The organism is Shimia sp. (genome assembly GCF_022448905.1).
Classification (GTDB): Bacteria; Pseudomonadota; Alphaproteobacteria; order Rhodobacterales; family Rhodobacteraceae; genus Shimia.
In genome coordinates, this window is record NZ_JAKVCW010000003.1 from 71,735 (window position 1) to 93,069 (window position 21,335).

At 59.4% G+C, this 21,335-nt stretch carries 18 protein-coding genes; 11 read left to right on the top strand and 7 right to left on the bottom strand.

Annotated elements, in window-relative coordinates:
* The first annotated feature begins 27 nt into the window (after positions 1–27).
* Positions 28–927: an NmrA family NAD(P)-binding protein gene (locus tag MK208_RS04295; RefSeq protein WP_294114264.1), complete on the top strand. Its 900-nt coding sequence runs from the start codon at positions 28–30 to the stop codon at positions 925–927.
* A gap of 58 nt (positions 928–985) precedes the next feature.
* Here the strand turns inward: MK208_RS04295 and MK208_RS04300 are convergent, their stop codons facing one another.
* Positions 986–2,815 carry a M3 family oligoendopeptidase gene (locus tag MK208_RS04300; protein WP_294114266.1) on the bottom strand — a complete coding sequence of 610 codons (1,830 nt, stop codon included), beginning with the start codon at positions 2,813–2,815 and terminating at the stop codon, positions 986–988.
* A 128-nt stretch (positions 2,816–2,943) separates the two neighbouring features.
* On the opposite strand from MK208_RS04300, the gene MK208_RS04305 reads away from it, so the two are divergent.
* On the top strand, positions 2,944–3,774 hold the full coding sequence (locus MK208_RS04305; protein ID WP_294114268.1) for a fumarylacetoacetate hydrolase family protein: 831 nt from the start codon (positions 2,944–2,946) through the stop codon (positions 3,772–3,774).
* Between the two features lie 69 nt (positions 3,775–3,843).
* Here MK208_RS04305 and MK208_RS04310 read toward each other — a convergent pair whose 3' ends face one another.
* Together MK208_RS04310 and MK208_RS04315 are read right to left on the bottom strand one after the other, a co-directional pair.
* Positions 3,844–4,797 carry an alpha/beta hydrolase gene (locus tag MK208_RS04310; protein ID WP_294114270.1) on the bottom strand — a complete coding sequence of 318 codons (954 nt, stop codon included), beginning with the start codon at positions 4,795–4,797 and terminating at the stop codon, positions 3,844–3,846.
* On the bottom strand, positions 4,797–5,087 hold the full coding sequence (locus MK208_RS04315; RefSeq protein ID WP_294114272.1) for an SCP2 sterol-binding domain-containing protein: 291 nt from the start codon (positions 5,085–5,087) through the stop codon (positions 4,797–4,799). The genes MK208_RS04310 and MK208_RS04315 overlap by 1 nt, the downstream gene beginning before the upstream one ends.
* 115 nt (positions 5,088–5,202) lie before the next feature.
* Here MK208_RS04315 and MK208_RS04320 point away from each other — a divergent pair, with 115 nt between their 5' ends.
* The 6 genes from MK208_RS04320 to MK208_RS04345 all read left to right on the top strand — a co-directional run bounded on the left by MK208_RS04320 (position 5,203) and on the right by MK208_RS04345 (position 11,071).
* Positions 5,203–5,751, top strand: a complete 549-nt coding sequence (locus tag MK208_RS04320) for a tetratricopeptide repeat protein (protein ID WP_294114276.1) — start codon at positions 5,203–5,205, stop codon at positions 5,749–5,751.
* 32 nt (positions 5,752–5,783) lie between these two features.
* Positions 5,784–8,600 (top strand): helicase-related protein, encoded by a 2,817-nt coding sequence (locus MK208_RS04325; RefSeq protein WP_294114278.1) that lies wholly within the window; start codon positions 5,784–5,786, stop codon positions 8,598–8,600.
* Positions 8,601–8,604: 4 nt separating this feature from the next.
* Positions 8,605–8,982 (top strand): RNA-binding S4 domain-containing protein, encoded by a 378-nt coding sequence (locus MK208_RS04330; RefSeq protein ID WP_294114281.1) that lies wholly within the window; start codon positions 8,605–8,607, stop codon positions 8,980–8,982.
* A 52-nt stretch (positions 8,983–9,034) separates the two neighbouring features.
* Positions 9,035–9,373, top strand: a complete 339-nt coding sequence (fdxA, locus tag MK208_RS04335) for a ferredoxin FdxA (protein WP_294114282.1) — start codon at positions 9,035–9,037, stop codon at positions 9,371–9,373.
* A gap of 296 nt (positions 9,374–9,669) precedes the next feature.
* The gene (locus MK208_RS04340; RefSeq protein WP_294114284.1) at positions 9,670–10,179 is read left to right on the top strand and encodes a CarD family transcriptional regulator; all 510 of its coding nucleotides are present in this window, start codon (positions 9,670–9,672) and stop codon (positions 10,177–10,179) included.
* Between the two features lie 121 nt (positions 10,180–10,300).
* A complete protein-coding gene (locus tag MK208_RS04345; protein WP_294114285.1) occupies positions 10,301–11,071 on the top strand; it encodes a potassium channel family protein in 771 nt (256 codons plus the stop codon).
* Here the strand turns inward: MK208_RS04345 and cobS are convergent.
* Positions 11,068–11,832: an adenosylcobinamide-GDP ribazoletransferase gene (gene cobS / locus MK208_RS04350; RefSeq protein ID WP_294114286.1), complete on the bottom strand. Its 765-nt coding sequence runs from the start codon at positions 11,830–11,832 to the stop codon at positions 11,068–11,070. The two genes, MK208_RS04345 and cobS, sit on opposite strands and share 4 nt — an antisense overlap.
* Positions 11,833–11,915: 83 nt before the next feature.
* On the opposite strand from cobS, the gene cobT reads away from it, so the two are divergent.
* Positions 11,916–12,926, top strand: coding sequence for a nicotinate-nucleotide--dimethylbenzimidazole phosphoribosyltransferase (gene cobT / locus MK208_RS04355; protein ID WP_294114288.1), 1,011 nt, complete (start codon positions 11,916–11,918; stop codon positions 12,924–12,926).
* Between the two features lie 21 nt (positions 12,927–12,947).
* Here the strand turns inward: cobT and MK208_RS04360 are convergent, their stop codons facing one another.
* On the bottom strand, positions 12,948–14,828 hold the full coding sequence (locus tag MK208_RS04360; RefSeq protein WP_294114291.1) for a cation:proton antiporter: 1,881 nt from the start codon (positions 14,826–14,828) through the stop codon (positions 12,948–12,950).
* A 29-nt stretch (positions 14,829–14,857) separates the two neighbouring features.
* Positions 14,858–15,313, bottom strand: coding sequence for an Lrp/AsnC family transcriptional regulator (locus MK208_RS04365; protein WP_294114294.1), 456 nt, complete (start codon positions 15,311–15,313; stop codon positions 14,858–14,860).
* Positions 15,314–15,467: 154 nt separating this feature from the next.
* On the opposite strand from MK208_RS04365, the gene hppD reads away from it, so the two are divergent.
* Together hppD and MK208_RS04375 are read left to right on the top strand one after the other, a co-directional pair.
* A complete protein-coding gene (gene hppD, locus MK208_RS04370) occupies positions 15,468–16,565 on the top strand; it encodes a 4-hydroxyphenylpyruvate dioxygenase (protein ID WP_294114296.1) in 1,098 nt (365 codons plus the stop codon).
* A 151-nt stretch (positions 16,566–16,716) separates the two neighbouring features.
* Positions 16,717–18,441 carry an amidohydrolase gene (locus MK208_RS04375; RefSeq protein WP_294114299.1) on the top strand — a complete coding sequence of 575 codons (1,725 nt, stop codon included), beginning with the start codon at positions 16,717–16,719 and terminating at the stop codon, positions 18,439–18,441.
* A 15-nt stretch (positions 18,442–18,456) separates the two neighbouring features.
* On the opposite strand, the gene MK208_RS04380 is transcribed toward MK208_RS04375, so the two are convergent.
* Complete coding sequence (locus MK208_RS04380; protein ID WP_294114301.1) at positions 18,457–21,210, bottom strand: hypothetical protein; 2,754 nt, start codon at positions 21,208–21,210, stop codon at positions 18,457–18,459.
* Positions 21,211–21,335: the final 125 nt, after the last annotated feature.

Genomic DNA, 21,335 nt, shown 5'->3' on the forward strand with positions numbered 1-21,335 from the left:
GTAACCACCATACCATGGAGAACCACTATGAACCAGACCGTTGCAATTTTCGGCGCCACTGGCGCGCAAGGTGCCCCGGTTGTGCAGGAAGCGCTTGCCAATGGATTGACTGTCCGCGCCGTCGCACGTGACGTTGCCAAAATCTCGGAAATGCATAGCGAAGCGCAGGCTTATGCCGCGACTTTGGATGATGTTGACGCCATTGCCCGTGCTCTGAACGGCGTGGACGCCGCTTTCCTGCACCTGCCAGCTCCGGCCAATCCAGAAGACCCGCAAACTTGGATGACCGCGTTTTTCACTGCAGCCCATCAAGTGAATTTGCCGCTGTTGGTGTTTACAACCGGCGGAACAACAGGAGACCGCTATCCCTCTTCGATCATGATTGACGCGACCACGGGCGGTATGAGGGCGGTTTTGAACAGCGGTATTCCTTCGATTGTGTTGCAACCGACAATCTACTTGGAGAATTTTCTACCCGGTTTCCTAACACCCCGCCTGCAAAGCGAAGGTGTGTTGGATTACCCACCGCTACCGGAAACGATGAAAGTGACCTGGACCTCGCATTTTGATCAGGCCCGGGTGGCAGTGGCTGCGCTGACCCGTCCGGATTTGGCCGGGCAGAGCTTTGAAATTGGCACGCCTGCACCGCTGACCGGTGGTCAATTGGCGGAGTTGCTGGCTGGTTGGGTGGATCGTCCCGTGTCTTTTGTTCCCCAGACCGCAGCGGCGCTTGGCGCACAGGTGGCAGAAGCGTTCGGAAACCCGGGAATGGGGCATATGCTGACCGATATGTACGGTACGCTGGCCACAATGGGGGATGACGACATGTGCATTGATACGCAGCTGGTTGAAGAGACCTTTGGTGTCACGCTGACCACTGTTGCGGACCACATCAAAAGCTGGGGCAAAGCTGCGGCGGCTGCTTAAGGAAAAGGGCCGGGGAGATTTTCCCGGCCCTTTATCATTCGCGCTTTGGCTCGCGGGCTTATTCCATCGCCTCAAGCTCGTCGATCATCGACGAAATCATGCTCAGGCCCTTGTCCCAGAACTTCGGATCAGAGGCGTCCAAGCCAAAGGGCGCAAGAAGTTCTGAGTGGTGCTTGGAGCCACCGGCTTTGAGCATCTCGAAGTATTTGTCCTCAAAGCCTTCGTCGCCCTCGGCATACACCGCATAGAGCGCGTTTACGAGGCCGTCGCCAAAAGCGTAGGCATAGACGTAGAACGGCGAGTGTACGAAGTGCGGGATGTAGGCCCAGAAGGTCTCATAGCCGTCCATGTACTCAAATGCTTCGCCAAGGCTTTCGGCCTGCACCGACATCCACAGCGCGTTGATGTCTTCTGGTGTCAGCTCGCTTTCGCGGCGGGCGGCGTGCAGTTTGCACTCAAAATCGTAGAACGCGATCTGGCGCACCACGGTGTTGATCATGTCCTCAACCTTGCCCGCCAGCAGGATTTTGCGTTGCTCCTGGGTTTCGGCCTTGTCCAACATGGCGCGGAAGGTCAGCATTTCGCCAAAGACCGACGCGGTTTCCGCCAATGTCAGCGGAGTGGAAGACAGCATTTCGCCTTGCTCCGCCGCCAAGACTTGGTGCACGCCGTGGCCCAGTTCGTGCGCGAGGGTCATCACATCTCGGGGTTTGCCGAGGTAGTTCAGCATCACATAGGGGTGCACGTTGGTCACGGTGGGGTGGGCAAAGGCGCCCGGTGCTTTGCCCGGTTTCACACCCGCATCGATCCAGCCTTTGGTAAAGAACGGTTCGGCCAGCTCACCTATACGCGGATCAAATGCGTTATAGGCGTCCATCACGGTTTTCTGGGCAGTGTCCCAATCCACAGTCGTAGGGTCTTCCATTGGCAGGGGCGCGTTGCGGTCCCAGACCTGCATCACCTCTAGACCGAGCCATTTGCGCTTCAGCTCATAATAGCGGTGGCTGAGTTTTGGATAGGCGGCCACAACCGCGTCACGCAGGGCCTCGACCACCTCCGGCTCCACATCGTTGGAGAGGTGACGGCCGGTTTGTGCGGTCGGCATGTTGCGCCAGCGGTCGATGACCTCTTTTTCTTTGGCAGCGGTGTTGTGCACACGGGCGAAGATTTTGATGTTTTCGGCAAAGACTTCGGCCAGTTCGCGCGCCGCCGCTTCACGCTTTTCGCGGTCCGGGTCGGTCAGGAAATTCAGTGTGCCTTCGATGTTGAGCTCTTCGCCGTTCACGTTGAAGGTCAGGCCCGCGATGGTTTCGTCAAACAGGCGCTCCCAAGCGTCGCCCACCACGCCAAGATCATGCAGGAACTTCTCCAGCTCATCGGAAAGCTGGTGTGGTTTCATTGCGCGGATGCGGCGAAAGACCGGCTCATAACGGGCAAGTTCCGCGTTTTCTGCAAAGGCGGCGGAGAGCCTGTCGTCTTCGATGCGGTTCAGTTCCAGCGTGAAGAACACCAGAGGTGTGGAGAAGTTTGTCAGCTTTTCCTGCATGTTGGCCATGAACTGCGCGCGTTCGGCGTCTGTGGTCAGCTGGTAATAGCGCAGACCGGCGTAGGACATGATGCGGCCAGAGGTCTGGCTGATCTTCTCGTTGCGCTGCACACAGGTCAGCAGGTCGCTCGCAGACAGATCGGCCAGCTTGCCTTCGTAATCGGCGGCAAAGGCGGCACATTCGCCTTCCAGCCATTCCAGGTCAGCAGTCAACTCAAGTGCGTCGTCACCTGTATACAGGTCGCTCAAGTCCCACTCGGGCAGGTCGCCAAACTCATTTGCGCCGGAAGAGGCGTTTGCATCGCGCAGAAGATCAGGGGCGGGGAAGGGAAGGTTCAGCATGGAAGCGGCCTTTGTTCAGAAAACTGTTGGGGATCAGATAGGCAGAGCGGGGCGGGAGGTTCAAGAGGGGGTTGCACTCCTTTGCGCAGCGCGGGAGCATGGTGGCAAGTCAAAGACGGAGGATTGAGATGCGGTTTGTACGGTATGGCGAACGTGGGGCAGAGAAGCCCGGCGTGTTGGACAAAGCGGGACAGGTGCGGGATTTGTCCGGCGTGGTGGCAGATTTGGCTGGCGGCGTGTTGGCGGACCTTCCGGATGTGGATCCGGAAAGCCTGCCGTTGGCGGAAGGCGATCTGCGCCTTGGCGCGCCGGTGGGGCAGGTCGGCAAATACCTGTGCATTGGTCTGAACTACTCCGACCACGCCGAAGAGGCTGGGATGGACATCCCCAAAGAGCCGATCCTGTTCATGAAAGCCACCAGCGCCATTGTCGGCCCAGATGATCCGGTGATCCTGCCGCGTGGGTCTGAGAAAGGCGACTGGGAGGTGGAGCTGGCCGTGGTGATTGGCAAGGCAGCGAAATATGTCTCCAAGGAAGACGCGTTGCGCCACGTGGCGGGCTATACCATTGCCAATGATGTGTCTGAGCGCAGTTTGCAGATTGAGCGTGGCGGGCAATGGACCAAAGGCAAGAGCTGCGACAGCTTTGGGCCGCTGGGGCCGTGGCTGGTGACGCCGGATGAGGTGAGCGACGTGCAGGACCTTGCGCTGACTCTGGACCTCAATGGGGAGCGGGTGCAGACCGGCTCCACCGCGTCGATGGTGTTTGGCGTGGCGGAGATTATTTCGTATCTCAGCGAAATGATGACCTTGCATCCTGGCGATGTGATTGCCACCGGCACGCCGCCCGGTGTGGGTATGGGCTTTAAGCCGCCGCGCTATTTGCAAGCGGGGGACGTGATGGAGCTAAGCATCGCGGGTCTGGGCAAACAGCGACAGCGGGTGATGCGGGACGGGTGATGTGCGCCAACGAAGGGACGTGAGGGGCCAGCCCCTCACACGCCCCGAGATATTTGGAGAATGAGAAAGCTAGGTGTTGTGGCTGTCATAAAAGGCGGCGCAGGCGTCAAAGATGTGGGTGCGTGTTTCCGGCACTTCCATCAGGACTTCGTGTTCGCCGGCTTCAATCAGGTCAAGGGTGCCATTTGGCCAGCGGGCCATGCGTTTGTGCACGTCCTCAGTGTTCACAATGCGCTCGTCCGTTCCAAGGAAGGTCAAGCAGGGGATGTCTGGCGAAGGGCGTGCACGCAGGCGTCGGCATTCCTTGAGCGCCTCATAGACCCAGTTGATCGCGGGCCCTGCCAGCGCGAGATCTGGCTGACCGGTCATGTGACGCTGCATGTAGGCATACATGTCGGGGTCTTTGGTCAGGGTGTTGTCCTCAAACGGTTTGTCGAGCACCAGAGTGACGGGTGAGGTGGACGGGGCGAGGCGGCCGTGCAAGCCCAAAGGTTTGCTCACAGCGCCGACAACCCAGGCGGCCGCGCGCAGGTAGGGCGCCAGGCCAATGCCCCACATCGGGGCGGAGAAAGAGGCTGATTTGACTGGCAGGCCTTCGTGCAGGGCGCGCAGGCCAATGCAGCCGCCCATGGAGTGACCCAGCAGGTGCCATGGTTGCGGCAAGTCGAGTTCCGACAGTGCGGTCAACACGGCGGCAACGTCGCGTTGGAAATCGTCAAAGGTTTCGACATAGCCGATATAGCGCGGGTCGACCATGCGGTCTGCCAATCCCTGGCCGCGCCAGTCGACGGCAATCATGGCGTAGCCGCGCGCCGCAAAATCTGCGGCGGCACGGCCATATTTTTCCACATATTCCGTGCGGCCGGGAAACAGCAGCACTGTCCCTTTCGTCGGGCCTTTGGCATTCTCTAAAGGCCAGTGGGCAAAGCGCAAGCGCACCTCGTCATCCGCCGTGACCCAGTAAGCGTTTGCCGCTGGGCCTTCGGCGACGTCGTGATGGAATGGTGCGCTTTGCAAGGACATCAGGCCAGTACGCCGCCCAGTTTCATCGCTGCGCCCATGTCGCCGTCGATGGTCAGCTTGCCGGACATGAAGGCCGCGGTGGGGTTCAACTCGCCTTCGAGAATCGCCTGGAAGGTGTCGACATCTGCGGTCATGGTCACATCTGCGTCGTCGTCGCCAGCGCGCACGCCGTCTGCGTCGATGATGATTGCGCCTTCGCCTTCGATGGCAAATTTGGCTGAGCCGTCAAAGCTTTCGCCACCCAGTTTCGCGGTCAGGGCCTCTACGGCGGAGGAAATGATATCGCTCATCTTCTTGATCCTTCAAATTCTTGTGCACATCTTGGGAATCAGACAGGCACGGGCTACACTGATTTACGTTATGGTCAACTTACGACATCTTCTCAAACCTACCGTTGCGGCATTTGTGCTCTCTGTCACGGTATTTCAATCGCCGGTTGCGATTTCTCAGGAAAGTGACGCAGTTGTGACAGGCGCGGGCGATGAATTGCCGCGCCTGATGGCGGAGCTGCGTGTGGCGGAACCGGCGCGCGCCGAACAGGTGGCGGGGCAGATCCGGCATTTGTGGGATGCCTCGGGGTCGGCCACGGCGGATTACCTGCTGCGTCGCACCCGCAAGGCCATCGACATTTCCGAGATGGAAGTGGCTGTGGAACATGCAACGGCGTTGGTTGATCACGCGCCGGAGTTTGCCCAGGGCTGGGCGGAACGGGCACGGGCCTATTATGCGTTGGATCTCTATGGGCCGGCGTTGAGTGATCTGGAGCAGGTGATTGCCCTGAACCCAACGCATTTTGACGCCATCATGGGCCTCGCGGTGATGCTCGATGAGATGGGCAAGCCTGAGGATGCCTATGAGGCCTATCAACAGGTCGAGGCTATACATCCCTATCAGGCGGGCCTAACAGAAGCCTTGGAGCGACTCGCGCCGCTGGTGCGTGGTCAAGAGCTCTAAGCGACGAATTCTAAGCCAGACGGGGCAGACAGATGGCCGGACAGCGGCAGATCACGGCGGTGTTGGGCCCCACCAACACAGGCAAAACCCATTACGCCATCGAGCGGATGCTGGGCTATCGCACTGGGGTGATTGGCCTGCCGTTGCGGCTTTTGGCGCGTGAAGTCTATGACCGCATCGTGGCCGCGCGCGGGCCGTCTGTTGTGGCATTGGTTACCGGCGAGGAACGCATTGTGCCGCCGCGCGCTCAGTATTGGGTGGCCACGGTTGAGGCGATGCCTGAGGGTCTGGGCGCGGATTTTGTTGCTATTGACGAAATCCAGCTCTGCGCTGATCCTGAGCGGGGACATGTGTTCACCGACCGGTTGCTGCGGATGCGTGGCACGCATGAGACGTTGTTTTTGGGCAGCGACACCATGCGCGGCACCATTGCGGAGCTGGTGCCAGAGGCGCAGTTTATGCGTCGCGAGCGTATGTCGACGCTGAACTATTCGGGGTCTCGCAAGATCAGCCGGATGCAGCCACGCTCTGCCATCGTTGGATTTTCGGTGGACAGTGTTTATGCGATTGCCGAGCTGATCCGCCGTCAAAAAGGCGGCGCGGCGGTGGTGATGGGGGCGTTGAGCCCGCGCACGCGCAATGCGCAGGTGGAGCTCTATCAGAATGGCGATGTGGACTTTTTGGTAGCAACCGACGCTATTGGTATGGGGCTGAACCTCGACATTGATCACGTGGCCTTTGCTTCCACCACCAAGTTTGACGGGCGGCGCATGCGGCCTTTGGCGCCCAATGAGCTGGCGCAGATCGCGGGCCGGGCCGGGCGGGGCATGAGCCACGGCACCTTTGGGGTGACCGGCGAAGCGCCGCCGCTGGATGAGGGTGTGGCCGAGGCGATCATGGAGCATCGCTTCACCCCGGTGCGCAAGCTGAATTGGCGCAATGCGGCGCTGCAATTTGGCACGGTGGATGCGCTTATCAATTCGCTCGAGGTTGGCTCTGACGATGAGTTGCTGATCAAGGCGCGGGAGGCGGATGATTTGCGGGCGCTCAAAACCGTGTCGCGTGAGGCGGAAGTCATGGCGCGGGCAAGTGACGGGCGCTCGGTGCAATTGCTGTGGGATGTGTGCCGCATTCCGGATTTTCGCGGTATCAGCCACGCGGAACACGCGCAGCTGATTGAAAACATTTTTGGTTTTCTGCACGAAAAGGGCAAAGTGCCGGATGATTGGCTGGCGCGGCAGGTAAAACGGCTGGATCGCGCCGATGGTGACATTGACACATTGTCGAAACGTCTGGCGTTTATCCGGACGTGGACATATGTCGCACAACGTAAAAACTGGGTAAGTGACGAAAACCATTGGCGCGGGGAAACCCGCGCGGTAGAAGATCGCCTATCAGATGCTCTGCATGAGCGTCTTACTCAAAGATTTGTGGATCGGCGCACATCGGTTTTGATGCGCCGACTCAAGCAGAAGGAGGCCCTTTTGGCCGAAGTGAATGATAAAGGTGAGGTGACCGTCGAGGGCGAATTCGTCGGTCGTCTTGAAGGATTCCGTTTTATTGCGGACAAAGAAGCCAGCGGTCAGGAAGCCAAGACGCTTAAGTCAGCGAGCTTGCAGGCGCTGGCGCCGCAGTTCCACCTGCGCGCGGATCGGTTTTATAACGCGCCGGATACGGAAATCGACTTTACTGAACAGGGTGGCCTCATGTGGGGCGAGCACGCGGTTGGCAAATTGGTGGCCGGCGCGGAACCTCTGAAGCCGATGATCGACGTGTTTGTCGACGAAGAAGCCGGAGCCGATGTGGCGCAGAAGGTGGAACGTCGCCTGCAGCACTTCATCGACCGCAAAATTGCGGCCCTGTTTGAGCCTCTGCTGAACCTGAGCAAAGACGAAGAACTGACCGGTCTGGCGCGCGGCTTTGCCTTCCGTATGGTTGAAAACCTTGGCATCATTCCGCGGGGCGATGTGGCCACCGAAGTGAAAGAGCTGGATCAGGACGCCCGCGGCACACTGCGCAAGCACGGCATCCGCTTTGGTCAGTTCACCATTTTCATGCCACTGCTGCTGAAGCCAGCCCCAACCCGTTTGCGTCTGGTGCTGTGGTCGCTGGCACAAGGCCTGCAGGACTTCCCGGAATCGCCGCCCCCCGGTTTGGTGACAGTGCCAACCGTCAAAGACGCGCCACGTGGCTACTACGCCATGTCCGGCTACCGTGCGGCAGGCGAGCGGGCGATCCGCATCGACATGCTGGAACGGTTGGCCGATATGCTGCGCAGCGAAGACAGCCGTGGTGGTTTTGAAGCCAAGGCGGATATGTTGTCTATCACCGGCATGACACTGGAACAGTTCGCCGATCTGATGCAGGGCCTTGGCTATGCGGCAGAAAAAGGCGAGCGCGCGAAGGTGAAAGCGGCGCCAGAGGCGGCTCCGGCTGAAGAAGCGGCTGCTGAAACACCTGCAGAAGCGACTGACGCACCCGCGGCGGAAGAGGCACCTGCAGAAACTGAAGCTGCACCAGAAGCTGCTGCGGCCGAAGCACCTGCAGAGGCCGGACCGGCCGAAGAGGCTGCCGAGCCGGAAGTGGAAGTGTTCTACACCTTCACATGGGCTGGCCGTCAGGGTGGCAACCGCAACCAGCAACGTCGTGGCGGTGGCCAGGGCCAGCGTCGCAACGACCGTCAGGGCGACAAGCCGCGCGGCAAGGGTGGCAAGCCAAAAGGCAAAGGTGGCCCGCGTCGTGACAATGGCCCCAAACAGTTCCAGGCCCGTCCTCCGAAAAAGGAGAAGGCGATTGACCCGGACAACCCATTTGCCGCAGCGCTTATGGGGCTGAAAGGCAAGGACTGAGCGCTTGAGCGCTCCGTCCCCCAAACTTCGGGCTGACAAATGGCTTTGGCAGGCGCGGTTCTTCAAGACCCGTAGCCTGTCGGCCAAAGTCATCACTGGCGGGCATCTTCGCGTCAATGGACAGAAAATTGCCAAGGCCAGCCATGGTGTGACAATTGGTGACGTTTTGACCTTTCCACAGGCAAAACGTGTTCGGGTTATCAAGGTCCTGGCGCTTGGCGAACGACGCGGTCCAGCGCCCGAAGCGCAAACACTATATGAAGATTTGACGCCTGAGGAGAAACCTGTTCCGCGTAGCCCCGGCTCTGACGGAAAAGGGCGTCCGACCAAGCGCGATCGCCGCAATCTCGATCTTATGAAGTCTTCCCCGCTTGAAGAATAGGTAACTCTGATTTAGTCAAACCAGTGAACCGACTACAAGTGAGCTAACCCAAATGACCTATGTCGTTACCGACAACTGCATCGCGTGCAAATACACCGACTGCGTAGAGGTATGCCCGGTAGACTGTTTTTACGAAGGTGAGAACACGCTGGTTATCCACCCTGATGAATGTATCGACTGCGGTGTGTGCGAGCCGGAATGCCCGGCAGACGCCATCCGTCCGGACACAGAGCCGGATATGGAAGAATGGGTGGAGTTCAACCGCAAGTATTCTGAACTCTGGCCGGTGATCATCACAAAGAAAGATCCAATGCCAGGGTATGAGGAAAAAGACGGCGAACCTAACAAACTGGAGAAATATTTCTCTGAAGCGCCGGGGGAAGGCGGTTAAGCTGTCCCTGACAGGCCGATTCGGCCTGAAAAGGGGACAAGTTTACTGTCCAAGATGTACAATTCGGCCATAAGAGGCTGATACAAAAGCACAAACTGCCTGTGAAAGTCTGTCGCGCTTTCAAGGGGGCGTTTTTTGTGCTATATTGCTGTTACAGAGGACATAACTGCCTGAGAGCCATCCCTGCATTTGCTGAGGGTGGCTTTTTCTACCAGAGGACATTCCGCATCGGGAAACACCCTTTCCCGAGCGCAATTTTTGTCTGGCAGGATGGGGGCTCACAAAGGAAGTACTGCATGAGCAAATCCAAGAAGAACGAGTTCAGCCCGAACGAATATGTTGTCTATCCGGCACATGGCGTTGGGCAAATCATTTCCATCGAAGAGCAGGAAGTTGCGGGGATGCAGCTGGAGCTTTTTGTGATCTCGTTTGAAAAAGACAAGATGACACTGCGGGTGCCAACCAACAAAGCCACCGAGATTGGCATGCGGTGCCTGAGCAGCCCAGACGTGATTGAACAGGCGATGAAGACCCTGAAGGGCAAAGCCAAGGTCAAACGCGCCATGTGGTCCCGCCGTGCGCAGGAATATGAGCAGAAGATCAACTCCGGTGATCTGATCGCAATTGCCGAGGTTGTGCGCGACCTGCACCGCACAGACGATCAGCGTGAGCAGAGCTATTCTGAGCGTCAGCTGTATGAAGCCGCGCTGGAGCGTTTGACCCGCGAAGTGGCTGCTGTTGCTGATGGTGACGAAGCTGCGGCTGCGAAGAAAGTGGACGACGTGTTGGTGTCCCGCGCCGCATAAGCGTTCTTTCAAATCTTCAAAAGGGATCGCGCCTCGGGCTGCGGTCCCTTTTTTGTGCGCAATCAAACCGTTGCGCGGCTCTCTGTGTTGGCGTTTACTGCCTCTAAGGAGAGAGGCACATATGGAAAACCTCAAGGCAACGGTGGAGCGGCTCTACACGGATCACACGCCGGGCGCGGTGAAATTCCGCTATGCGCTGATCATTTTCGATTTTGTCACCATCCTGTTTTTTATCGCCACTGCCCATGTGCCTTATGGGGCGGGCCTGATCCTCGCCAGCCGTCTAACTGGAGTGATCATCTGCCTCGACCTGATTGCCCGCTGGTGGGTGGCGGAGGACCGGCGGTTTTTCCTAACGCGGATTTACACAATCGCCGATGTGGTGGTGATTGGCTCGCTGTTCATTGACCCATGGCTGTCCGGTGATCTGGCCTTTCTGCGGGTGCTACGCGGTCTGCGCCTGATCCATTCTTACCATTTGCTCTATGACCTGCGCCGGGACAGCCGCTGGTTTCGCACCCATGAGGATGCGGTGATCGCGACGATCAATCTGTTTGTGTTTGTCATGGTGACATCGGCGTCGTCGCTGGTGTTTTTCATCGACAAAGAGGCCACCGCCACGCCCTTCATCGATGCGATGTATTTCACCGTGGCGACACTCACGACCACGGGCTACGGTGACATCACTCTGGACAGTCCTGGCGGCAAGCTGTTTTCGATCTGCGTGATGGTGGGCGGCGTGGCGCTGTTTGTGCAACTGGCGCAGGCGATCATCAAACCGCAAAAGGTCCGCCACAAATGCGAAAGCTGCGGCTTACTGCGGCATGATCCCGACGCGGTGCATTGCAAGCACTGCGGCGCCACGATCTGTATCGAGACGGATGGCGCTTAGAAATACTGCGCCAGGATCACGAGGGTGAAGAGCAGGGTGATTTCGGTGATTTGCTGGGTTGCTCCGAGCACATCGCCGGTCTGTCCGCCAATTTTCACCCGCGCCGTGGCGGAGCACAGGGCCGCCATGACAAAGGCTACACCGGCCAAAACGACACCGGGCACACCAACACAACCAAAGGCGGTCACACCAGCGAGCGCAAAGCCGGTCAGCGCGCCAGTGCGGGGCGCGCGGCCTTGGGAGTGGCTCAACCCGTCGGTGCGGGCATGGGGCAGGGCGGCCATCACCAATGTCATATTGGCTCGCGACAGCATGGCCACAGCCAGCAAACCGAAAAGCCAGACGTCTGCTTCCAGCAAGATCGCAATCGCGCCCCAGCGGGCAGCAATGGACAGGCACAGCGCGATGACGCCGTAGGCCCCAATATGGCTGTCGCGCATGATCTCCAGTCGCCGGACCTTGTCCCAGCCGCCCCAGAAACCATCTGCGGTGTCCGCAAGCCCGTCTTCATGCATGGCGCCGCTCATCACAACCATGGCGGTGAGCCAGACCACGGCGGCCAGAACTGGCGGCAAGCCGATGAACAGCAAGGCGGCGGTGGGCAGAGCTGCCAGCAGCGCCAGAGCCGCGCCTGCGATGCAATAAGCCCATGCGGCACGGGCACCACGGGAGAAATCCGCCTTCACCGGCAGGCGCGTCAGAAGCGCCAAAGCGGTGTTGATGTCGCGGGGGCGAAACGGTGACGTGTCGGAACTGGCCATACCTGCGTCTTTTTCCTCACTTGCCGGGGGCTGGATATGAGGTAAACAGCGCTAACGTCAAAAATTCAACAGGAGCCCGGCCAATGTCCGCAGAATTCACCTCTTTGGCAGAGTTTCAACAGCTTGTGGCGGCGGCGCCCGGCGTCGATCAGCAGGCCATGGGCGAGGCCGAGGCGCGCAACGGCCAGCTGACCAAACCCCCCGGTGCGCTCGGTCGTCTGGAAGATATGGCGATTTGGTATGCAGGCTGGCGTGGCAACCCGCGCCCCAGCATCGACGCGCCGCAGGTGATCATCTTTGCGGGCAACCACGGTGTAACAGCGCAAGGCGTGTCGGCGTTCCCGGCGGAAGTGACCGCGCAGATGGTGTTAAACTTCGAGCGCGGCGGCGCGGCGATCAACCAGTTGAGCAAAATGGCTGGCGCGGATCTGGATGTGATCGCGCTGGATCTGGACACGCCGACTGCCGATTTCACTCAAGGCCCAGCGATGAGCGAAGCGGAGGTTGTGGCCGCGCTGCAAGCAGGCTGGAACGCGGTGAAAGACGACGCGGACCTGCTGGTTGTGGGCGAAATGGGCATTGGCAACACCACCAGCGCCGCCGCCATTGCACATGCGCTGTATGCGGGCGAAGCCGAAGAGTGGGTGGGTCGCGGCACCGGTGTGGATGAAGCCGGTTTGGCGACAAAAGCGCGCGTGGTGCGCGAAGGTGTGGCCGCCAACAACACGCCCAAAGGGCTGGAGGCGCTGCGTTGTCTTGGAGGACGCGAGCTCGCCGGTATGGTTGGGGCCATCGCACGTGCGCGTTTGCTGCGCATCCCTGTGATCCTGGATGGCTTTATCGCAACCGCCGCTGCTGCCGCTTTGGGCGAAGAGGTGGATGACGCGCTGGATCACGTGATCGCCGGCCATGTAAGCGCGGAAAGTGCGCACCCGGCGCTATTGGCGCAGCTTGGCAAAGAGCCAATCCTGAGCCTCAACATGCGTCTGGGTGAAGGCTCAGGCGCGGCGGTGGCAATCAACATCCTGAAGGCGGCCGTGGCCTGCCATTCTGGCATGGCGACCTTTGCTGAAGCCGGTGTGTCCGACAGCTAAACCAATTGGATCGGAGCGCGTCTAGGCGCGCTCCTCTGGGTCACTGTCCAGTTGGGCCAGCAGCACATCCTGCAGCTCTTTCTCCAATGATCGTGCGCGCTTTTTGTAGGCCTCGTTTTTGGACAGTGGCACGTCTTCGCTCCACAGCTGCGCCAACTCCTGCATGGCAAAACGGTCGTGTTTGTAGAACGCCTGTTCGGCCTGTGCGGCCTCATATTCGCTGAGGCCAATGTTTTCCAAAACATAGCGACCGGCACGCAGCGAGCTGTCAAACATCTCCCGCACGATGTCGTCTGCACCGGCTTTGTAGAGGCGATACACGTTGCCGCGATCGCGCGCACGGGCAATGATGTGCAGGTCGGGCCGCTCCCGGCGGGCAAAGGCGACCAGTTTGAGTGACGCCTCCATATTGTCCAACGCCACAACCAGCACCCGTGCTTCACGCAGGCCAGCGGCGTGCAGGATTTCCGGGCGTGTCGGGTCGCCAAAGAAGCCTTTGACGCCAAAGGAGCGCATGTTTTCGATGGCCTTCATGTCGTTGTCCAGAACCACGGTCTGATAGCCGGATGAGCGCACCAAGCGATTCACGATCTGACCAAAGCGGCCAATGCCTGCGATGATCACGGGACCGGTTTCATCCACCTCGTCATGGTCGTGCTGGTCTTTCTTGTCGCTGCGATCTCCGAGCCGTTTGGACAGCACATCGTACAGGATAAACAGCAGCGGCGTGATCAACATGGTGAGCGCCACGATCAACAGGTACTTCTCCGCCGCCCAGGCTGGGATCACATTTTGCTGCTCTGAGAAGGTGATCAGAACAAAGCCAAATTCGCCCGCCTGCGCGAGGCCCAGGGTGAAGAGCCAGAGGTTGCGGTCCCGCAAGCCAAAGGCACGGCCCAGCAGGTAGAGGATTAACGCTTTGATGGCGATCAGGCCCAGCGTGAGGCCGATGATCTGTCCCGGGGCGCGGGCAAAGACGTTGAAGTCGATCTGCGCGCCCACGGTGATGAAGAACAGCCCCAGCAGAAGGCCTTTGAACGGCGCGATGTCGCTTTCCAATTCGTGGCGGAATTCAGAGTTTGCCAGCAGCACGCCAGCGAGGAAGGTGCCAAGGGCAGGGGAGAGGCCCACCAGCTCCATCAACAGCGCAATGCCGACCACAATCAGCAGCGCCAGCGCGGTATACATCTCCGGCAGATGCGCGGCGTGGATGAAGCGGAACACCGGCCGCATCAGGTAGAGGCCGCCGAGCACAATGGAGCCCACAGCGCCAAGCGTTACCAGCGTCACGCCCCAGCCGGGCAACCCGTCGACCAGCGACAGGGCGTGTTCGTCGGTGTGGCCGCCTTCGGCAATTGCGCCGCTGGTGGCAATCTCCATCGCTTCCGGCATCGCCAGCAGGGGGAGCAGCGCCAGCATCGGGATCACGGCAATGTCTTGGGCCAGCAGAACGGAGAAGGTCGAGCGCCCACCGCCGGTTTGCATCAGGCCTTTTTCGGCCAATGTTTGCAGCACAATTGCGGTTGAACTGAGGGCAAAGATCAGGCCGGTGGCAATGGCCACGTTCACAGAGAAGCCCAGGAAGATACAGGCGGTGGCGACGGCGCCGGTGGTCAGGCCAATCTGTAGCCCGCCAAGGCCCAACAGCTTGTCTTTCATCGCCCATAGCGCACGCGGGTCCAGCTCCAAGCCAATGATAAACAGCATCATCACCACGCCAAATTCAGCGTAGTGAAGCAGTTCATCGGCCTCATGCGTGCCAACCAGCCCCAAAACGGGGCCAATCAAGATACCGGCTGCCAAATATCCCAGCACCGAGCCCAGCCCCAACCGGGAGGAAATCGGCACCGCGATCACCGCGGTGATCAGGAAAATAGTGGCGGTATAAAGGGCGTCTTCCATACGTCCTGTGTCCTGTTCTGTCGCGGCGCTTAGGTGGGCAGCGGTGCGTCTCTTTTGAGTTGGTCCATGACAATCTGGCTTTGCACACGGCTTACCGCCGCATGTGGGAGCAAAACCTCATGAATCAAGCGGTTTAGCGCATTAAGATCCTCACAATAGGCGCGCAGCAAATAGTCTGCATCCCCGGTCAAAGTCCATGCGCTGACAATTTCGGCACGGGTGCTGATCAAAGTGGCAAAGCTTTGCGAGTTCTCCGGCCCATGAGTGCCCAGTTGCACCTGAATAAAGGCCTGCACCGATAGGCCCAGCTTTTGTGGGCTCAAACGGGCATTGTAGCCTTCGATATAGCCATCCGCCTCCAGTCTTTGCCGTCGCCGCCCGGCCTGACTGGGCGAGAGGTTGAGGATCTCACCCAACTCCTGTGCGGTGAGGTGGGCGTTTTTCTGAAGCGCGGAGAGCAGGCGCATGTCGATGGCGTCTAGCATCTGCGTATCTTTCGCGTGAATGGTAAGCTTTGTGCGTAGACTACGCGGATTTTGTCGGAATTGCACGTTACTTCGCGGCGTTTCCGCATGATTGGCGGCGTATTCTTGCCTCAGCGAACATCAACATCCAAGAATCCCCAAAAGGAGACGCGACATGGGTCCTTTCCCACATGATGCGCCACGCGCCGAGATTTCCGATTTCAACCCTGCTGGCACCGACGGCTTTGAGTTTGTCGAGTTTGCCCATCCCGAGCCGCAGGAGCTGCGCGATCTCTTCACAAAAATGGGCTATGCCCACGTCGCCAACCACAAGACCAAAGCCATCGAGCTGTGGCAGCAGGGCGATGTGACCTACATCCTCAACAACGAACCAAACAGCTTTGCTGCGCGCTTTGTCGAAGAGCACGGCCCCTGCGCTCCGTCCATGGGCTGGCGCGTTGTGGACGCGCAGAGAGCCTATGAGCACGCGGTGTCCAAGGGCGCGGAAGCTTACGATTCAGACGATAAAACTCTGGCGTGGCCTGCGATCAAGGGCATCGGCGGCTCGTTGATCTACTTCACCGACCAGTATTACGACACCTCGCCCTTCAACGAAGAGTTCGACTGGCTGGTGACTTCCAAGCCGGAAGGTGACGGGTTCTTCTACCTCGACCACCTGACCCACAACGTGTTCAAAGGCAACATGGACAAGTGGTTCAAGTTCTACGGTGATCTGTTCAACTTCCGTGAAATCCGTTTCTTTGACATCGAAGGCAAGTTCACTGGTCTGTTCTCCCGCGCGCTGACATCGCCTTGCGGCAAGATCCGCATCCCGATCAACGAGGACCGTGGCGAGACCGGTCAGATCGTGGCCTATCTGAAGAAATACAACGGCGAGGGCATCCAGCACATCGCGGTGGGCACCAACGACATCTATGCGTCCACCGACAAGATTGCCGACAAGGGCATCAAGTTCATGCCTGGTCCCCCTGACGCCTACTACGATCTGTCCAAAGAGCGTGTGGTTGGCCATGACGAGCCCATCGACCACATGAAAAAGCACGGCATCCTGATCGATGGTGAAGGTGTTGTGGATGGCGGCGAGACCAAAATTCTGCTGCAGATCTTCTCCAAAACGGTGATTGGCCCGATCTTCTTCGAGTTCATCCAGCGTAAGGGTGACGACGGCTTTGGCGAAGGCAACTTCAAAGCGCTGTTTGAATCCATCGAACAAGAGCAGATCAACAACGGCGAAATCCAAGCCGCCGAATAAGCCTCACAGGTATCCTTCCAACCGCGGTTGGAGCGAGGGAAGCGTCGTCCATTCATGCGGTGGGCGGCGCTTTTTTGTGCGCGAAGGTCTGTTGTTTTGTGGTCCCACACTTCTAAGGTGAACTCAGAAGTCCTTTTGAAAGAGTGGTTGCATGTTGAAATTTGCCCTTGGCGCCATGGGCGCTCTGCTTGTGTCAACCGCGGTTCAGGCCGCTGACATGACAATTTACACAGCCCAGAAAATCATCACGATGGAGACCAATATTCCCGAAGCGACGGCGGTGGCCGTCGAAGACGGTCGGATTGTCTCTGTTGGCAGTCTGGACAGCTTGAGCGACTACATCGAAAATCACGGGGCTGTGGTGGATGAGCGCTTTGCCGACAAGGTGCTGATGCCGGGGTTTATTGACCCGCACATTCACCCGTCTTTGCCCGCTGTTCTGACCCAGTTTCCGTTTCTGGCGCCGGATGATTGGCATTTGCCAACCGGAGACTTTCCGGGGGCCAAAACCCATGAAGATTACGTCGCGCGCCTGAAAGAGTTGGTTGCGGCGCATGATGCCTCTGACCATGACGCGTCTGTGCCGTTCATCGCTTGGGGCTATCACCAGCTGTGGCACGGGGAGGTGAAACGTCCGCTGCTCAATGAGCTGTTCCCGGACACGCCGGTCATGATCTGGCACCGCAGCTTTCATGAGGTGATCGGCAATGACGCAGCGCTGGACCTGCTTGGCATCACCGAGGCGGACGCGCAGGTCAATCCGGAGGAGGCAAGTTGGGAAGATGGTCATTTTTGGGAAAACGGTGCCAAAGTGCTCGTCGCCAAAATGCCCTTCCTGTTTGCGCCGGATCGCTACGGCAAGGGCATGGAGAACTTTTATGAGATGCTGCATCAGGCCGGTGTGACCTCAGCCCTGGACATGGGCACAGGTATTTTTGGTGATCCTGAGGGGGAAATTGCACTGATCCGCGCGACTGCGGATCACATCCAGCCACCGACGCGGCTAGTACTGACCCCCATCATCACAGATTTTCTTGCGCGGAAGAAAACGCCGGAAGAGGCGTTGGCGGAGATCGAAGGCTGGCGCGCCGGCAATACCGAGCTGGTGGCAATCAAGGATCACTTCAAAATCATGATGGATGGGGCAATCTTCTCCGGCCTCAGTCAATATAGTTTCCCAGGTTACAAGGACGGGCACGAAGGCATCTGGATGGCGCCGCTCAGTGAGACGGAAAAATGGGCGCGCTTCTTCTGGAACCAGGGGTTTCAGATCCATGCCCATACAAATGGCGACAAGTCGGCTGAGGCGTTGATTGGCATCGTGCAACGGGCTCAGGCGGAAACTCCGCGGTTTGATCACCGCACCACGTTGGAGCATTTTGCTTTTGCCCACGAAGAGCAGCTGCGCCAGATGGGGGCGCTTGGCATGGCGGTCTCCGCCAACCCGTACTACCAGTATATTCTGGCGGACATATATGCGCAGAACTGGCTGGGAGAGGACATCGCCCGCTACATGGTACCGCTTGGTGCAGCGACGCGCCAAAAGGTGACGGTTGCGTTGCATTCGGACAATCCCATGGCCCCGCTCAGCCCACTGGTTTTGGCGGATGCGGCGGTGAACCGGACCACCATCAATGGCATGCAGAATGCGCAGGTTGAGGCTCTGACTGTGCATGAGGCAATGCGCGCCATTACCATTGACGCGGCCTGGGTGATGAAGCGGGAGCACGATCTCGGTTCCATTCGCGCGGGTAAACGTGCGGATTTTGTGGTGCTGGAGGCCAACCCCTATGAGGTGCCCACCACCGACATCAAAGATGTGAAGATTTGGGGCACAGTCTATGAAGGCACCGTGCATCCTGTGGTCGCGGAGTAAAGGAGCGCCGAAGGCTCAGCCCTTTGGCATCTTTAACACCACTTTCCGGTTGCCTTTGGTGTAGTGCAGCTCATCTTGGCTGATGGCGGAGACGCGGCCGCCATCTACGCGGTCACCAACCTGCACCTTCTTGTAGCGCCCACTGGACAAGCGCACCAAGGCGCGGCGGTTGGACGAGGTGCCGTAAACGCCAATCAGGTTCACCTTATTGAGGTTGATTGCGTTCTTGATGGTGGCCTGACGTGCCACCGAGGCGGTGGTCGGAATGTCGGGAACCACCGACGCTGCCGCGGGCACAGCCGCCGCTGTTGTGGTGGTTGTGGAGTTGCTTTCTGGCGCGGCGCGCGCGGCCAGTTGTGCAATGTTTGAAGGCTTCAGGCGCGGCCGCGGGGAGGCTTTGACGGCAAACTGCGTTGGCGTGGTGTCTTTCTCATCCGCCAGCTTGGCGTTTGCCGGGCGCAGTTTGGGACGAACTGCGGCCAGTTCTTCGCGGGTCAAGCCGCCAAAGTTGGCACGTTCATTTTGCTCTTGCAGGTCGCCGGGGCGCAGTTTGGGGCGCAGGGCGGCCAAGCGGGTGCTGTCGGCCTCGCTGATCTGCGATTCCTCACCTACTTTGATGCGTTTGGGATAGGCCACCGGAACCACCGCCGGGCGTCCGGCAAAGACCATCACGCCTTCGGGGTTCAGGGCGCCTTCTGCGGTGGCAATCACCAGGCCGCGTTCATCCAGATCAAAGGTGGTGTCGGCCGCCACAGGGTTCACTTGCGCCCGGGCGGGACGATCGGTGTCCAGTGCCTCTGGCGCAGGCAGGGCCACGGCGTCAAACCCCAGGGTGTCGCGGTCCACAGACGCAATGTAGATGTCATCGCTGCTGTCTGAGGTCAGCTCAAACGGCTGTTCCGGTGCGCGCTGCCAGATGCCGGTTACGGCATACCGGGCCTCGGCCTCCGCGGGATCAACATTGCCGTCGCTCACATCATCCAGCATCGCCTCGATTTCGGCGCTGTCGGTGATGCTCTCCGGTGTGAGCGGCTCCAAAAGAGCGGTGTCCACGTTCTCGGTCGGATTGGGTGTCATGCCATCGGGCACGGTCACCACCATGGGCGCGTCCGTTTCTGGCAGCTCTGGTTCCAGTGACAACTCTGCATCCGCCGAAGTCACATCTTCTGGGGCAGTCTCAGGGGCAGGGACCGCAGCGCTGTCTGCAACTGCGGCGGTTTCAATCGCGGCCTCGGGGGCGGCTGCAATTGACGCAACGGCAACTTCAACGGCTTCAGGCTCGTCCGCCCCAAACAGGCCGGCCAGCCCATCCTCTGTGGCGTAGGTCGCCCACAAGGCCACAATTGCCATCAGCACCAGCAGCAGCGTCGTTAGGATCAGCCCCAGATGTTTCGGCTTGCCCCGCACCTCCTGTGGACGCGCGCCAAACATGGTCATCTTCTGCTTTTCTTTGGCAGAGGCGTCTTTGGCGGCTTTCCTGGCCTTAGATTTGGACAGCTTATTGCCAACCTTCGGCGCAGGACCGGCCACTTTGGTCTTGCTGCGTGCGCTGGCAAAGGTTGCGGCCTCTGCATCAGATGCGTCGCCGGTGTCTACTGCGGCTTCTTCGGACGCGTCGTTTTTTTCGGTCTTAAGACCAGCCACCGCTTTCGCCGGATCAAACCGCAGCGGCGGGGGCTTGCCGTCGCCGGTGCCGGTTGGAATGCTGGGTGCATTGGTGCCACTGACTTTGCGGGTGACACCGCTCAACTCTGGCGCAGCTTTGGCTTCCTCCGGCGCGGCTTTCTGCGCGCGGATTGACGCAAACGCTGCAGCTGGCTCTTCTGGTTTTGGATCTTCCGTGGGCGCGGCTGGTTCGGGTGCCTTGGCTTTTTCGGGCGCAGTTGGTTTTTCTGGCGCGGCCTCAGGTTTGGCCTCGGACTTTGGTGTGTCTGTGTTTGCTGCTGCCGTTTTCTCAGGCTCCGTGGCCTGAGGTTCTGTTAGCTCAACTGGCTCCGGGGCGGGGGCAACCGGTGTCTCAACTTGCGTCTCAGGGACAGTCTCCTGCGGCGTCGCAGGCGTCTCTTCAACAGGCGTCGGCGCGGGCAGCTCTTCGGCAGCCGGCTCCACCGAGGCTGGTGGCGCCGGTGGGATGTCCAGCTTCAGCTCCGCTTGTGGTGTCGCCTCCGGTTTGGGTTCGGGCGTTGGCTCGGGAAGAGGTTCCGGCTCTGGCTCAGGCTCCGGCAGCGGTCCTTCGCTCACAACCAAAATCGCGATCTTGTCGGCCTTGACCTTGATCTCCGCCGCGCGCGCCTGCGCCGTGTCGCCAAAATCCGGCGCGGTGGCAAAGCTGTCTTCGGGTGGGATGGCGCTGAACGCCACCGGATTAAACGCATGCTCCACCGCAAAGGCTTCGGCCTCATCCAGCGTGTCGCGCGCCACGGCCGCCACCTGCGGTGTGCGATCCCGCAGCGCGATGTCAAACACCAGTTGATCCGCACGATAAGGCGTTTCCGCCTCCAGCGCATCCTCTGCCTTCTGGCGGCGCTTTTTCTCGCTCATCCGGCCCGCAGGCAGGGTCAGGTATTTGATCTGATCGTTGGGCAGCACCAGTGTGGTGGTAAAGCCCTCGCCCCCCACGGCCACAGCCTGCGCCCGCAACTGCGCCAGATCCCCTGCCAGATCCGGGCTGTCGAGCCCCACTTCTCCCAGCAAATGCCAGCCCCCCGGCACGCGGGTCAAAAGGCCAATGCCTTCAAAGGAAAGTGTAAGCGCAAGATCCGGAGTCATGCATCAAGCCCTAGCATGCGAGTGATTGGCAAGGCGCGACCTTGCTCAGAATTGTAGGATTTATAGCAAGTTATCGCCGAAGGGGAAGAAAAAGCCGCCGCTATTTGGCCAGCCTTCGGCGGTTT